Source organism: Psychrobacter sp. TS_SC_6, from assembly GCF_056156305.1.
On record NZ_CM149590.1, the window covers coordinates 1005138 to 1020172 of the forward strand.

15 protein-coding genes are annotated in these 15035 nt (G+C 42.6%); 5 read left to right on the top strand and 10 right to left on the bottom strand.

What is annotated here, in order from left to right:
• Positions 1-112: 112 nt before the first annotated feature.
• Positions 113-1756 carry a BCCT family transporter gene (locus AC0J5Y_RS04380; RefSeq protein WP_475131693.1) on the top strand — a complete coding sequence of 548 codons (1644 nt, stop codon included), beginning with the start codon at positions 113-115 and terminating at the stop codon, positions 1754-1756.
• Between the two features lie 153 nt (positions 1757-1909).
• Here AC0J5Y_RS04380 and AC0J5Y_RS04385 read toward each other — a convergent pair whose 3' ends face one another.
• The 8 genes from AC0J5Y_RS04385 to dnaQ all read right to left on the bottom strand — a co-directional run bounded on the left by AC0J5Y_RS04385 (position 1910) and on the right by dnaQ (position 10731).
• The gene (locus AC0J5Y_RS04385; RefSeq protein ID WP_475131694.1) at positions 1910-2260 is read right to left on the bottom strand and encodes a hypothetical protein; all 351 of its coding nucleotides are present in this window, start codon (positions 2258-2260) and stop codon (positions 1910-1912) included.
• Between the two features lie 203 nt (positions 2261-2463).
• Positions 2464-2820, bottom strand: coding sequence for a DUF3144 domain-containing protein (locus AC0J5Y_RS04390; protein WP_475131695.1), 357 nt, complete (start codon positions 2818-2820; stop codon positions 2464-2466).
• A 96-nt stretch (positions 2821-2916) separates the two neighbouring features.
• Complete coding sequence (gene metK / locus AC0J5Y_RS04395; RefSeq protein WP_475131696.1) at positions 2917-4083, bottom strand: methionine adenosyltransferase; 1167 nt, start codon at positions 4081-4083, stop codon at positions 2917-2919.
• Positions 4084-4510: 427 nt separating this feature from the next.
• Entirely contained in the window at positions 4511-5206 is a 696-nt protein-coding gene (gene nth, locus AC0J5Y_RS04400; RefSeq protein WP_475131697.1) for an endonuclease III, read from the bottom strand.
• A 52-nt stretch (positions 5207-5258) separates the two neighbouring features.
• Positions 5259-6107 (bottom strand): RnfABCDGE type electron transport complex subunit B, encoded by an 849-nt coding sequence (locus AC0J5Y_RS04405; protein WP_475131698.1) that lies wholly within the window; start codon positions 6105-6107, stop codon positions 5259-5261.
• Positions 6108-6206: 99 nt separating this feature from the next.
• Entirely contained in the window at positions 6207-7232 is a 1026-nt protein-coding gene (nudC, locus tag AC0J5Y_RS04410; RefSeq protein ID WP_475131699.1) for an NAD(+) diphosphatase, read from the bottom strand.
• Between the two features lie 68 nt (positions 7233-7300).
• Positions 7301-8983, bottom strand: a complete 1683-nt coding sequence (locus tag AC0J5Y_RS04415; RefSeq protein ID WP_475131700.1) for a hypothetical protein — start codon at positions 8981-8983, stop codon at positions 7301-7303.
• Positions 8984-9132: 149 nt separating this feature from the next.
• Positions 9133-10731 carry a DNA polymerase III subunit epsilon gene (gene dnaQ, locus AC0J5Y_RS04420; RefSeq protein ID WP_475131702.1) on the bottom strand — a complete coding sequence of 533 codons (1599 nt, stop codon included), beginning with the start codon at positions 10729-10731 and terminating at the stop codon, positions 9133-9135.
• A gap of 278 nt (positions 10732-11009) precedes the next feature.
• Between dnaQ and AC0J5Y_RS04425 the strand changes: the two genes are divergently transcribed.
• Both AC0J5Y_RS04425 and AC0J5Y_RS04430 read left to right on the top strand, forming a co-directional pair.
• On the top strand, positions 11010-11564 hold the full coding sequence (locus AC0J5Y_RS04425) for a hypothetical protein (protein WP_475131703.1): 555 nt from the start codon (positions 11010-11012) through the stop codon (positions 11562-11564).
• A gap of 56 nt (positions 11565-11620) precedes the next feature.
• Positions 11621-11926, top strand: coding sequence for a hypothetical protein (locus tag AC0J5Y_RS04430; protein ID WP_475131704.1), 306 nt, complete (start codon positions 11621-11623; stop codon positions 11924-11926).
• A 167-nt stretch (positions 11927-12093) separates the two neighbouring features.
• Here AC0J5Y_RS04430 and AC0J5Y_RS04435 read toward each other — a convergent pair whose 3' ends face one another.
• Positions 12094-12267, bottom strand: coding sequence for a hypothetical protein (locus AC0J5Y_RS04435; protein ID WP_475131705.1), 174 nt, complete (start codon positions 12265-12267; stop codon positions 12094-12096).
• A 17-nt stretch (positions 12268-12284) separates the two neighbouring features.
• Here AC0J5Y_RS04435 and AC0J5Y_RS04440 point away from each other — a divergent pair, with 17 nt between their 5' ends.
• On the top strand, positions 12285-13037 hold the full coding sequence (locus AC0J5Y_RS04440; protein WP_475130150.1) for an IS5 family transposase: 753 nt from the start codon (positions 12285-12287) through the stop codon (positions 13035-13037).
• A 4-nt stretch (positions 13038-13041) separates the two neighbouring features.
• Here the strand turns inward: AC0J5Y_RS04440 and AC0J5Y_RS04445 are convergent, their stop codons facing one another.
• Positions 13042-13443 carry a YkvA family protein gene (locus AC0J5Y_RS04445; RefSeq protein ID WP_475131706.1) on the bottom strand — a complete coding sequence of 134 codons (402 nt, stop codon included), beginning with the start codon at positions 13441-13443 and terminating at the stop codon, positions 13042-13044.
• Positions 13444-13758: 315 nt separating this feature from the next.
• On the opposite strand from AC0J5Y_RS04445, the gene AC0J5Y_RS04450 reads away from it, so the two are divergent.
• On the top strand, positions 13759-14988 hold the full coding sequence (locus tag AC0J5Y_RS04450; RefSeq protein ID WP_475131707.1) for an LD-carboxypeptidase: 1230 nt from the start codon (positions 13759-13761) through the stop codon (positions 14986-14988).
• The last annotated feature ends 47 nt before the right edge of the window (positions 14989-15035 follow it).

A 15035-nucleotide genomic window follows, 5' to 3' on the forward strand; every position in this document is an offset into this window, starting at 1 on the left:
AGCTTTTCTATTTATACTAAACCAATATTTATATCAAGTTTTATTTTGTAATTATTTGATTATTAAGATATATTTTGTTAAGGTGACGTTTCTTAAATTTAAGGACTTGCACATGGACAAAGTAAAAGTAGGTAGATTGGGTCCTTTTCCACGGGTAAGTAAGCCTGTATTTATTACATCGTCGCTGCTGATTTTGGGGTTTATCATTTTTGGCGCATTTTTTACCGAAACGGCAGGGACACTTTTTAGTTTTTTACAAGATTTTATCACCGATAAATTCGGTTGGCTGTTTATTATCTTGGTGAATATGGCACTGGCACTTTGTATTTACTTAGCAACGAGTCGCTATGGTGATATACGGCTGGGCAATCAAACGGAGCGGCCACAATACAATCTGTTTTCGTGGATTGGTATGTTGTTTTCTGCAGGGATTGGTATCGGTCTGGTTTATTGGGGCACTGCCGAACCTTTGTATCACTTTATGGCACCGCCAATGGGTGACGCCGAAACAGTTGCGGCAGCCAAGCAAGCGATGAACCTGTCGTTTATGCATTGGGGTCTACATGCTTGGGCTGTTTATACGGTTGTGGCTTTATCATTGGCCTATTTCCATTTCCGCCGTGGTTTGCCTTTATCGATTCGATCGACACTTTATCCATTGATTGGCAAAAGAATCTACGGTCGATGGGGACATACTGTCGATATTTTGGCGGTATTTGGTACGATGTTTGGTGTAGTCACCTCACTTGGGCTTGGGGTGATGCAGATCAATTCTGGGCTTGAGAAGCTGTTTGGGATACCGAGTAGTCTCCCTATACAATTTGCTTTAATCGCCTTTATTACAGCGCTCGCCGCGGCTTCCGTTATGATGGGTTTGGATAAAGGCATTAAACGACTCAGTGATATTAATATTGGCTTTACGATTGTTTTATTGGCATTCATGGTCGTTTTGGGGCCGACGCTCTTTATCTTTGATAGTTTCGTCGAAAACATCGGTAATTATCTGACAGCGATTGTATCTCTAGGGACGTGGGGTGAGTCTTATAGTGGGACAGATTGGCAGAGCAGTTGGACGATATTTTATTGGGCATGGTGGGTTAGTTGGGCACCATTCGTCGGTATCTTCATTGCTCGTATCTCTCGTGGCCGTACCATTCGTGAGTTTACGCTTGGGGTTTTACTTATCCCTATGCTGATTTTGTTTTTCTGGTTCACAACGTTTGGCGGTGTTGCCATTCATATGGAGCTTGCCTCTGCAGTGACAGGTATTAGCCCAGGATTGGTGGAAGCAGTACAAGCAGATACTGGCAGCGCCATTTTTAAACTGGTGGAATACTATCCATTGGCACAACCGATCACGCTGTTGATTGTGGTGATGATTATGCTTTGGTTTGTGACATCGTCAGATTCAGCCAGTTTTGTCATTGATATGCTGACCGCTGGTGGCGATACCAATCCACCAAAAATTCAGCGGTTGTTTTGGGCAACGACTGAAGGGGTGATTGCTGCTATCTTGCTTGCGGCTGGTGGGTTGTCTGCACTTCAGGCAGCGGCTATTGTCGCAGGACTGCCATTTGCTTTAGTGGTTTTTGTGATGATGTATGCATTATTACGTGGTCTGAGTCGTGATCGTTTGATTTTATATCGGGCGCAGCAGGACTTCATTACTGATGAGTCGGCCGATCATAATTCGGCAAACGAATTCGTTGATGAGCACTTACTAAAAGGCCCTCCTAAGATAGTCAAGGGCGACTGATTATCCTGCATTTATATGTAAGATGATTTATAGAAAATGAAAACAAAAAATCCTAAGATGCATGGACATCTTAGGATTTTTTATGGCGCTTTTATTGAGTCTATGAGATAGATGTAGTATTGATACTCGTTTATCTATGCTACCAACATGGTATTACTGGCATTCGCCTTTTGTATAGCTGACTGCTCCGGTGACATTACATGCGGAACAGGCATTGCCTGCCGTTTGGGTACTAAATCCTGTTGGGGTTTTGACTTTGACGCAGACGGGGTCATACTGCATGGTACACATGGTTTTTTCTGAGCTACTAGGAGCACATTGGGTAAAAATACCAGCATCCGTTTTTTGATCTTTAGTAGCGGTGGCATGTTCTGTTTGAATAGGCGTGGTGTCTGGAGTGGGAACATTGACCATACTACTACAGCTTGCCAAAGTCAGGGTCAATGTTAGACCTAATAATGAGGATTTAAGTAAAGATAGCCATGATTGAGATAGGTTGACCATAATGATATGTCCTTATAAATGAGTGTCATAATTTTCTGTTAGCGATAGTCGACTATTTTAATGATAGTAGCGCATTTTTAGAAGGTTATCTATACAGCTCTTAGTCAAGACACGGTAAATAAATTTTGGACAATGGCTAAAAAATCCCAAACTCTATATTGAGCTTGGGATGGGTATTAAAACATCATATGAGCAATGAAATCTTATTTCGCTGATTTCTCATCTTGATTTATTTGTACGTATTTATCAAAGTTCTGCGCATAATCAGTCAAGTTGTCGCTCAGCATTTGGCGATATTGCTTGGTATAAAATTCGACAATATCATCTTTTTCTTTGGCAAAATCATCGCCTTTTACAAAGCCGATCGAGGCGACCGATGCGCTATAACGTGCTGCGGCATATAGCAATGACGCACCTACTTGACCTGAGTGTGCCTCAGGACCCAATTGACTGTTTGCTACACCAATAATGGTGTCAGCACGTTGATAAAAAGACTGCATTTCAGGGGTGATTTCAAGACTTGCATCAATCTCATTGTTTTGAGCATTCTCTTGAGACATAAGCGACTCCTAATAATGGTAAGTAAATTTAAATGTATCACAGCAGTCTAAGAGCTGGATAAGATAGCAGGTACAAAAAGGGTTTTAGCAAAAATTTTATAAACCAGCATCCGCTTTTAAAATCTCAGCTTTGTCAGTTTTTTCCCACGTAAAGGCAGTTTCAGAACCTTGGCGACCAAAATGTCCAAAACTGGCAGTTTGCTGATACATTGGCTGCAATAAATTCAGCATACGAGTGATACCATACGGACGTAGGTCAAAATGCGTACGAATCAAGCTAATGATTTCATCGTTGCTGATTTTGTTAGTACCAAAAGTGTTAATCGAGATAGAAGTCGGTTCAGCAACGCCAATGGCATAGCTTACTTGTACTTCACAGCGATCGGCAATACCAGCAGCGACGATGTTTTTAGCCACATAACGCACCGCATAAGCCGCACTGCGATCAACTTTTGAGGGATCTTTACCACTAAATGCGCCGCCACCGTGACGCGCCATACCGCCATAAGTATCAACAATAATCTTACGACCGGTCAGTCCTGCATCACCAACAGGACCACCGATGACGAATTTGCCAGTCGGGTTGATATGATAGCGAGTACCCGCATGTAGTAGCTCTGCTGGGAGTACTTGTTTGATAATTGATTCCATGATCGCTTCTTGTAAATCGGTTTGCGAGATACTTGGATCATGCTGCGTAGATAAGACGACCGCGTCAATAGCAACAGGTTTATTGCCATCGTATTTTAGCGTGACTTGTGCTTTGGCATCCGGACGTAACCAAGGTAGTTCGCCTGCGCGGCGCAACTCCGACTGACGCTCCATCAAGCGATGAGCATACTCGATAGGGGCGGGCATCAATACTTCAGTCTCATTGCTAGCATAGCCAAACATGAGGCCTTGGTCCCCAGCGCCTTGTTCTTCAGGGTCAGCGCGGTCAACACCTTGGGCAATCTCAGGTGATTGCTTGCCAAGCATATTAATAACGGCACATGTCTCGCCATCAAAACCCAAGTCTGAATGATGATAACCAATGCCATTAACCGTATCACGCACGATACGCTCAACGTCGACGTTGGCCGTGGTGGTTATTTCACCTGCCAATACGACAGCGCCAGTTTTGACTAGAGTCTCACATGCCACACGCGCATGTAAATCTTGTCGTAAGATGGCATCTAGGATAGCGTCTGAGATTTGATCAGCCATTTTGTCAGGATGACCTTCGCTCACAGATTCTGAGGTAAATAAGTTATATTCGCGCATAATAGGATCGCTTAATTGAATCAATAAAGATAGGAAAAAGCATAACGTCTGGGCGCTGCTTTAATTGGTATTACTTAATTCATTTATTCATAAATGCATGTGTTATATAAATTTACATAAGGCACAGATTTCTATGAATCATATGGGGTCAGGCTAAGAGAGCGATAGCTTTGCGTTGTACTATATCGAATTATTAACTGACAACGTGCTTGAAGCTGTTGCCAATTATACGTTTATCACCTGATTATCAGCAGGATCAAAAATATGGGGTACTTGCCTAAAAATACGCTTATTCTAACTCGAAACGCAATAAAACTCTAGTGAGCTGCACTCGTTCTATTATAAGTAATGCTCAATCATGACATTATTATAATTTAGCATAAGTATATTGATCGATAGGCTTTGCGATCATTATCATCTGCTCATATCACAACTCTAAAAATACTGCTTTATCTTTAAACATACATTCATCATAAACCGGACAAGCGCCGCATTTTGGGGTACGAGCTTGACAAGTATAACGTCCGTGCAAAATGAGGTAGTGATGGGCATCAACAATGAGGTCGTCTGGAATACGTTCGATTAGTTTATTTTCAACGATTAATACGTTTTTGCCAGTAGCAAGTCCTGTACGATTGCCCACGCGAAAGATATGCGTATCGACTGCCATGGTTGGTTGACCAAAGGCGGTGTTTAAGACCACATTGGCAGTTTTTCGACCAACACCGGCTAATGATTCTAAATCTTTGCGATTGTCAGGGACGGTGCTGTCAAATTTTTCGATCAAATCACGGCAGGTTTTGATGACGTTTTTGGCTTTGGCATTGTATAAGCCGATATTTTTGATGTACGCCTTTAAACCGTCTTCGCCCAGTGCCAATATCGCCTCAGGTGTATTCGCTATTGGATACAATTGCTGGGTGGCAATATTGACGCTCACATCCGTTGCCTGCGCTGATAATATGACGGCAATAAGTAGCTCAAAATTACTCTTATAATTCAGCTCAGTCACTGGCTCATCAATCGTCGCCGCCAGCTTCTCAAAAAATGGACGCACATCACGATTGGGCATTCTTCTCGATGGCGGAGTATCAGCTGTTTTGTGTTTGACAGTTTTATTCATGGTATTTTTACCATTATTTTGTTCATTGGTTATTCAAAGGAGGTATTGGCTATTAAAGTTGTGAAAGCTCTGTTTGCAATGCAGCAAGCTCTGCTTGTTTGCTGTCATTGGGACGTACGCTAAGCTGCTTTTCTAACTTTTTAATTTTACTGCGCAGCTTTGCCGCTGCAATGGTGTTTTTTGCTTGAGCTTCACTGATATTTAACGACTGACTGGCGGCATTATTCAGTTTTGCCTCCACCATGCTGACCACGGGTCTACTATTGCTGCTATCCGCAAGTTGCTTGCTGACACGATTTAAATGGGTATGATAACGCTGTCTCAAATCCTCTTGCTCAAGGGTACGCTCAGGTGTCGAAAGCGTACGCTCAACCGTGACCAAATCGATGCAGTCAACAGGGCATGGCGCGATACATAGCTCACAGCCTGTGCATAAATCTGTAAAAATAGTATGCATATGCTTGCCAGTACCAACGATGGCATCAACAGGGCAGGCGGGAATACATTTGGTACAGCCAATACAATCATCTTCACGGATGACAGCACGCACTTCAACAGGCCGCTGAGAAGTACCATCTAATGGCCATTTTGAAGGTTCAGCGCTTAGTGTTGGCATATCAGTATCGATAATCTGTGCGATAGTATCTGCCACTGGCTGACCACCCGGTACACATTTATTATGTGACTCACCATCCATCACGATAGCGACCGCATAAGGTAAGCAACCATCAGCATGGTCGCACAGACCGCACTGTGTTTGCGGTAGGCTGGCATCAATGCGCGCAATTTTTTCCTGAACATCAGCAGGCAATGTTTCTATCTTCAGCGAATCGAACAAGATTGGCAGATTGGTTAAACGGATATGATTGCTGTTTTTATTCATGGTCATGGTGCTTTGCATTTAATGTAAAACCTTTATATCAGTGCTAGATGCTGATATTAAAATAAATAGGATAATAGTGATATGGATAAATGCTGAATAAGGCGTTGATATGATGGATTAAAGCAAAATACCTTGCTCATTGGCAATTTGCGCAATCAGCTCATAAGCAATGCTACCCTTAAAGGGAATTTTTGGCAGCTTTGATAGATCAAAAAAATCTGCATGTGATAGCTCATCTTCTTGTATAACGATATCGCCAGCTGCATAAGATGCTCGAAAACCCAACATCAAATTAGACGGAAACGGCCATGGTTGACTCTTCACATAACGAATATCGGACAATCTAAGACCCACTTCTTCTGCCACTTCGCGTACCACAGCATGCTCTAGGCTTTCACCGACTTCTACAAAGCCTGCAATCAAACCGTATAGTAACGGTTGGGGCGACTGTAATAAATGAGAAACTGTTTTTTGCTGACCGTAACGATGATGATGAGCCAATAAAATTTGCATTTCACCCGTTTGCGGGTTGGGTCGAGTAATGGCGGTAATTACGCAGGGCTGTACACGTGGATACTGACGCAATCGACAAACGTCACAAACCATAGCACGCTCACCGCATTTGGCAGCTACAGTGCGTGCCGCGCAGCGACTACAAAACCGTGTATCTGCCTGCCAACGAAATAGTTGTATGGCTTGGCTAAGCTGAGCAGCTAATGCTATGGGCAGATGCGTGATAAGCTGTCGATAAGGTACAAAAGTGTTAATGCTGTTTTCTATATTGCTAATAACGCTACTATCTAAGTCACTACTATCTAAGTCACTGCTATCTAAGTCACTACTTGTTAATCCATCACTGTCTAAAATACTGGGCAAGGCGATATTATGTGCTATGGCATAATCATAAGTGATAGCGCGGCTTGCTTGTACAGTGACAGCATTAGCGTTATCAGTATCATCTACATCATTCGGCAGCCAGCTATTGGGCGCTACGCTATCAAACAATGTAACTTGTCCTAATTGATAAGCTTGCTCACTACTGACATCAGAGTGTGCTAGCTCAACCTGTAACGGCCACCAGCCATTAGGCGTTTGACGACATAAGATCGTTTCATCAGATAGGACAAAGGCGTGGATTATCATATAGGTTTCCAAACAGTCAAAGACAAGCTCATATCAGCTTGTCTTTGTATAAAAATTTAAATAAATAATTAAGCGGCAAGCAGTTGGCTTAAGCTATGCTGCCCAACATCCAATGCTTGTTTGCTGACAGGGCGATTGTTCTCGAAGCCGTCTAGATGATGGTCAACTGCCATAATAACATCAGCAATATAAGCTAAGGTGCCATCATCGATGCCATGACCAGTATTAATACGTTGCTGTAAATAATTTGCCAATTGACTGAGCATACTGGCAGGCGTTGGCAATTGTAAAAAGCGCACCGCACCGCTCACTTGACGCAACATCTCAGGGGTATTTTGAATATTAAGAATATCGCGCTCAGGCTCCGCAAGGTAGTCGTTGATTGCTTGTTCAGCACTGGCAATTGCCGTACGACTCTCCTCTATCAAGGTATCATAAGCGGTATTCAACTGATGTAGTGAGATATGAGGATTATTCAACGGCAGATAAATTGCACCTGGAGTATGCATCTCAGCCATGGCGATGGTCGCGTTTTCTGCATGCATGAGTGCCAATAGTAAATGATCAAAATCTTCTGGAGTAGGCGAGCGCCATGTGCTGACGGCTTCTGCCGCTTTAATCAGGCTATTGGCGGCATTAGATAGACCGAGCAGATGTAAGGAAGAGCTTAAAGTAGTGAGTTCTTCAATAATTTGCGAGGTCTGCATATCGACTGGATTGATTGAGTCACCACGGGCATAGCTGTCGACATTTTCTTTAATCGTATTGATTTGAGTCTGGATAATGATATTCAAAGTATCCGTCAGCTCACGGTTTGGACCAAACAAGAAGCGCTCCATCTGCTGGCGTTGTGTATCTTCTAAGCGGTTGGCGGCGTATTGATCGCGCAGTACTTTTGCCGCTTCAGTATCACGTTGTCCGGCAAAACTGACCAAATCAGCAAAACGCGTATCCATAATAGGTAAATAGCTTTGGAATTGCTGCTCAACATAAATAAGCGTGTGTTTTTGACTGACATTAAGCGGCAGGATGGCTGCGATATCACTGACCGCAGCGGACGCTGCTTGCCAGAATAGACTGCTGGTATTTTTCGCTATCAAAGCACAGGCAGCTGACATAGCATCCAGCTTTTGCTGATCATCTTGAGTGATGTTGCCATCCCTATTGATCAAAGTAACGCCAAGCCCGCTACGATAAGCATAGGTCAGTAGCTCTTGATCAAGGTTGAGCTCATGTAGCGGCTGAAAATTCTTTTCAGGATTGGCGATAATGACGCTACTATTGCCAAAAATAGAAAAATAATCAGAAGCAATAGGTGCTATTTGGCTATGAGCATTCAGCTTATTAATAATAGGTAGTAATAAAGCAGGCTCTACCGACTCAGTCAGTAGCACAAATTCAACATAACGATCAAGCGTCATAATCGCTTCGGACAGATCCATGATTAAGTCAATATCACTATTGTCGCCACTGTCATAAAGCTGTTGCAACCCGTGTACAATCGCATTATTGAGTGCCTCTGCACCCACCAAAGATATCAGCTCAAAAATACAAGAAAGCTGCTTTAATACAATAATAGAGTCTAATAATAATGGCGCTTGGCTATTGTCGTCATTAAATTCGCCCAAATGAATCTCAGTATCTTTAAGTATGACATTGACCTCATCATGCAATAAGTGCAGCGATGGCAAATTAAAGTCAGTAACACTAAGCGTTGGCGCGGTTAATTTTATTTGCGTAGAGTGGTTCATAATTGGTTTTTCCATAAGATACTGACGAAAATAGCAAATAGTTAGAGAGTAAATTAAAAATAGCGCTAGATAAGGGTTTACTTTTTATCGTTATAATAATCAAGACTGTATTCTCTAATTGCCAATATAAGAAGCGATTTTGATGCCTGTTACATTTTGGCTTTCAGCTCAGGATAATCTTCTGCGAGCGACGCATACCAGCTTTGATTGGCGCCCTCATCAGTACTTGACTCAAGCAATAAAGCCGCTAAATTGTCAAAGCTAGCATGGGCTGTGTGTCCGCCATCCGCTTGCGCGTCATCCTCAATGCCTAGCGTTACTTGTCCGCCAGTCATCGCCAAATATACTTCTGCTAAAATCTCTGAATCTAGTAATGCCCCGTGAAAGGTACGGTCTTGCTTGCCCACGTCTAAACGACGTACGAGAGCATCAAGAGTATTTTTCTGTCCAGGATACTGCTGCTTTGCCATGACCAGCGAGTCGGTCACTTTTACTCGCTCAGCAAAGTCATGCATGCCAACTTTGGCAAACTCCATATTTAAGAAGTTCATATCAAACGAGGCATTATGAGCGATGATTTCTGCACCATCCATAAAGTCATAGAGCGACTGCGCGACTTGGTCAAAGGTTGGTTTGTCCATTAGAAACGCTTCAGAAATACCGTGAATTCGAATAACTTCTTCATCCATACCGCGCTGTGGGTTGATATAGACGTGGAGCTTTTCGCCGGTGAACTTACGTCCGATCATCTCTACAATACCGACTTCGATAATGCGGTCGCCTTTTAGCGGATCAAGACCGGTGGTCTCCGTATCCATGATGAGCTGACGATCAGATTCATGACGATGGATTGGCTTGGGTAGCAGCGGTATAAAATATGGATTGGCGCGGCTGGTATCACCATCGAATTTTTGGGTATCTGCTTCAACATTAGCAACCATGTTGGACGTATGGTTATTGATGCTTGTGTCAATCAAAGGCGTCTGGGCGTCTGGCATTTCTATAGCACTCATTGAATTGGTGGCATTGTACGAACTAATATTTTCTTCAGCTAAAGCATGAGTATTTATTACATTGTCATTATAACTTTGATTATCTAGTACCTCGGCATCAAGCTCATCATCCATCATATCAAAACCTAATGGATCAAAATTTAGCCAATCATCGCTGCTTGCTGGCTGTTTATCAGCCATTATTGGCTCTTTTTTTTTAGTACTATCTTGACCGTCTGTTATCCAATCTTCACTACGTGAGGTCACACCTAGGTTTGCAAGCTCATCCGCTTTTTCATTGCCAGCATGTCCAGCATGACCTTTTACCCAATGCCAATCAACGTCGCGTCGCTGACAGAGCTCATCGAGTCGCTGCCATAGATCTTGATTGGCGACGGGTTTTTTACCGGCCGTTTTCCAGCCTCTTTTTTTCCAACCTCCAATCCACTCAGTGATGCCTTTTTTGACATAACTGGAGTCTGTCCAAATCTCGAGTCTCTGCTCATGCGGACTATGGGTCAATGCTTGTATCGCACCCATCAATTCCATACGATTATTGGTGGTTTCTTTATCACCGCCATAAAAATCCTGTGTCCGTCCGTCGCTAAATATCAGATGAGCGCCCCAACCACCAGCACCAGGATTGCCTTTACACGCGCCATCTGTGTAAGCAACCGTAGTATCTGCTTTGGCAGCCAATGGATTTATGGCATTAATGGTGTTAAATGGCTGCGCTGCGCTGCGATTTTCTGACATAAAAATTTACTGACCTAATAGAGAATAAATACAGGATATGGCGAAGCGATTTCACTGATATATTGGAGGCTAATTTCAGCTACCTATGTTGGAATCGAGTATAACAAATCCAGCGTTAATAGGGGCAATTGCCATGCACAAAAAACCAAAAACAGATATCCTAATAGTAAGCCTAACGTTTTCTGTTAAAATAGAGCGGTTGTAAAGATATGTCTAGCCAGACAGTAACTATAATTTGCTTAACCAAAGCTTTCAATGCTCGAATGCAGGATTACCCTATGATGTCAGCCTCAAAACCTTCTTCTAAAGACCTTAGCCATTTTATGATTGCGATGGCTGCGAGCAGTATGCTGCTTTTGAGCGCTTGTAATGATAGTAATACCCAAGCGGATACCAAAAAGGTTGAGAAGGTAGCAGATTTATCTATATTTGAGGGATGTTACACCGTCAGTCATGATGAGCCTGCGCAAATAAAAGTCAGTAAACAAGACGATGCTTGGGTCATGCAGATGAAAGAGCCTGCAAGTGCCAAGCGTGTTTGGGATGATGCTGAGCCATTAGAGGTAATTAAGAACAGCGATGTACCAAAGTTTTTCTCTATCGACCCTGAGAATGTCGATGCGGTGATTGGTCGTCCGGATAGGGTGCTAGTGCTGGCGCATGTTAAGCCTGTTTATGCCAATATCGATCCGCTACTGGATAGTGAGTACTTGTCTTATATCTATAAAGGGGCAAACACTATTTACCGAGTCGAATGTGATGACGTTAATACTGATATTTTAGCCAACCCGCATGCCAATATCGTTATCGATAACGTTAATGAAAGTATTTAACAACACGCCTTAGATATTCGCTGTTATAAACCGTTAGATCATTAGAGTTAGGCAATATGAATTTTTTTAGTTATGTGGTGTTAGGTGGTTTTTCTTATGCAGCTGGTTGGGCAATAAGAACTTATATACTGGACAAAAAACCTGAACCCGAGCAGCCTTATAATCTTAAGCATCCCGCCATCTTAGCGTATTTAGGCGGGTTCTTTATTATTATGCTGACGGTCTCATGGCTAATCGGTCGCTACGTACTTGGGCATGCCAGCATTGATGTACCATTTATTATCATAAACAGTCTCGTGGCGACCTTTGTCTATTCGTTTGGTCTTAATCCCGAAAAGGCTCGTTATGATGTGCCGGATTAATGGTTTAGAGGACAAGGAAAATCCATAAAGATAGAGTTATTCTCATGCCAAGACACAGTCAATGAACACCTCATTGACTGTGTCTTTCTCACAGCTATTATAATTTCTACCATAGTCGATGATAAATAATGGATCTTTTTTATATTTAACTCACTATAACTAAGTAGCTATGACTTCTTAATATCTGCCTTATTGTCTTCCGCTTTAGACTCTTCGTCTTTATCTGCTTTTGCCGTACTTTTATTTTTATCTTCGAGCTTTTTATTAGGGCGTGTTGAACATTGGATAGAAATTGATGGCAAAAAAAATAGCGAACGGTTAATCTTTAAGTTCTGACACAAAAAAGATATCGTTCGCTATGCCTCGCACTATGCTCAAAGATGAACACTGGACAAGACTGAAACCTATCTTACTAGAACTTAAGATCTATGACAAAGAAAATCTTAGAAATACAGTTGAAGGCGTGCTTTATCGTATGCGTGTTGGCTGTCCTTGGCGGGATCTGCCAGCTTACTTTGGCAAGCCTAATACAATATACAAAGCTTACCAGCGCTGGTTTAAGAGTAATAAGCTGATTGCGCTGTTTGCTTTATTAATCAAAGACGCTGACTGTGAATGGGTATTTATTGATGGTACTCATATCAAAGCGCATCAGCACAGTAGTGGTGGTAATGAGAACACCCAAGCCATTAGTAAAAGTGTGGCAGGACGCGCGACCAAGATTCACTTAGCCGTTGATGCTCATGGCAATCCACTGACCTTTATTTTATCAGATGGTACCACCCATGATGTTAAGGTCGCACCTGATTTAATAGACAAGATAGATTTAAGCGATACAGAGGTTTTATGTGCCGATAAAGGCTATGATTCTGATGCACTACGAGCCCATATTGAACAAGCAGGGACGCATGATAACATCCCTAGAAGATCAAACACGAAGTCCTCTAATGATCATATGGACTGGGACTTGTATAAAGTACGCCACTTAGTAGAAAATGCCTTTGCTAAGCTAAAGCAGTATAGGGCGGTTGCCACTAGATTTGATAAGCTCAAGCAGAGTTATGAGAATACGGTGGCGCTCGCTTGTGCTTATATTTGGCTCAAATTATGAATGTTCAACACGCCCTAGTAGGCTTTGAGTCTTTATTGTCAGATGCAGTTTGTTCGTTTTTCCAAGTTTTGTATTTTAATAAATCCTTTTCCATGAGCTTTAGACAAAATTTTAGCACCAACGCATCATCGATTTGACCGATAAAGGGGATAAAGTCTGGAATAAGATCAATAGGGTTTATAACATAGAGTAGACCAACCACTGCTGCGGAAATGGTTTTATAAGGGATATTACGATAGTTGCCTTGATAGTAATCTTTGACCAAGCTCATGAGCAATAGTAAATCCTTGGTATAACGCTCAAGACCGCGACCGTTTTCAAGTTGGTCTTTTATTTTGTCTTCTTTACCCAAGATGTGTCTAATGCTATCCATAAGGCTTTTATTCTCTTTCTCTTTGTCAGCCATGCTTATGATCCTTTTGTGTCAGTATATATTTATATTTTGTTGCGATTAATTGCTCTTTACTATAACAAGAGTAGCGACTTCATCCAAATAAGACGATGGGTGATTCTGTATTGTTTTGTTGACTAGCATAACAATGGGTTGAGCTGCCCTAGACAATCTTAAACCAAATTGCCGTCCCAACTTCCGTTATAATGCAATGTTTCAAAGATAAAGGCCTAGCGCATGTTGTATGAAATCACGTGCATTTAAACCATCAATGGTAAATAAGTATCCCTGTTAAACAAGTATTAACTGAATAGTACAAAAGGTAAAATAATGATCAAGATATCTTCTGGACTTAATCGTCGCCAATTTTTATGTCAAGTCGGAATCAGTGCAGGGGCAGGATTATTAGCAACCCAAAGCATGACTCAGGCGCTAGCCGCCAATGCTATTCAGCAAGATAAAAGTACGCAGCTTACCAAAGATGATCTACCAACGGCGTTGACACCGCAACAAGCAGCACAAAACGTATCGTCTGAGACGCGGCAATCGAACACCTACTGTGTCAACTCAAGTATTGAGACGCGGCTTTTTGCCAGCTCCAATGTCGGTGGTAGTAACGAGCGGAACCAGCTGGCATTAGACCGCTTGGCTTGTGCAGGTTTTAAGGTCAATAATCCGTTGATCACCACTCGGCAGTATCTGCGCTTTGCAGGTACCGATTCGCAAAGAGCCAGTGATCTGCAAAATATCGCCACGGGTGCGATCAAAGCGCCAAAGCTGCTACTTGGTGTACGCGGTGGCTATGGTGCTGTGCGCCTATTACCAATGGTTGATTGGTCAACGCTGGGACGCATTATGAAGGAGCGTGGCACGATACTCGCAGGTTTTAGTGATGTAACTGCTATTCAGTGCGCATTATTGGCAAAAGGGGATATGAGCTCGCTTGCGGCTCCGATGCTCTATAGCGAGTTTGGCAAAACCAAACCCGACCAAGTCAGCTGTCGACAATTTGCCCAAGCATTAACCAATCTAAATCTGGCTATCAACATACCAGATGCGTCGTTAACCAGTCCAAATTTACCCAGTATCTTAGCAAGTTCTGAGCCAAAAACGATAACTGGCACTATGTGGGGTGGTAATCTGAGTGTGGTGTCAGCGCTGGCAGGCAGTGAGTATTTGCCACGGATTGCTGGCGGTATCGTATTTTTAGAAGACGTCGGCGAGCAAGCCTATCGTATTGAACGTATGCTGTACGATTTGTATTTAGCAGGCGTGTTTAAAGGTCAGCAAGCCATCGTGTTTGGTGCGTTATCAGGTAGCGGTGAAGATAGCTATGATAAGCGTTATGATGTCGCCACCGTGATTCGTCAACTGCATAAGCTGACAGGGTTACCGATTTATAGCGGTATGCGCTTTGGTCATATTGGGGCAAAGCACAGCTTTCCGCTGGGCGCGATGTGTCAGATTAGTCCAGATAAAGTCGGTGGCTATCAATTGGCATTTAGCGATTATCCAACGATTAAAGCCGATGCCATCCATGTCGAAGGCTTGTGGCAATAAAATTTAGGTCTATAGTCGAATCTAAATAAATCAGATACGTAACTATC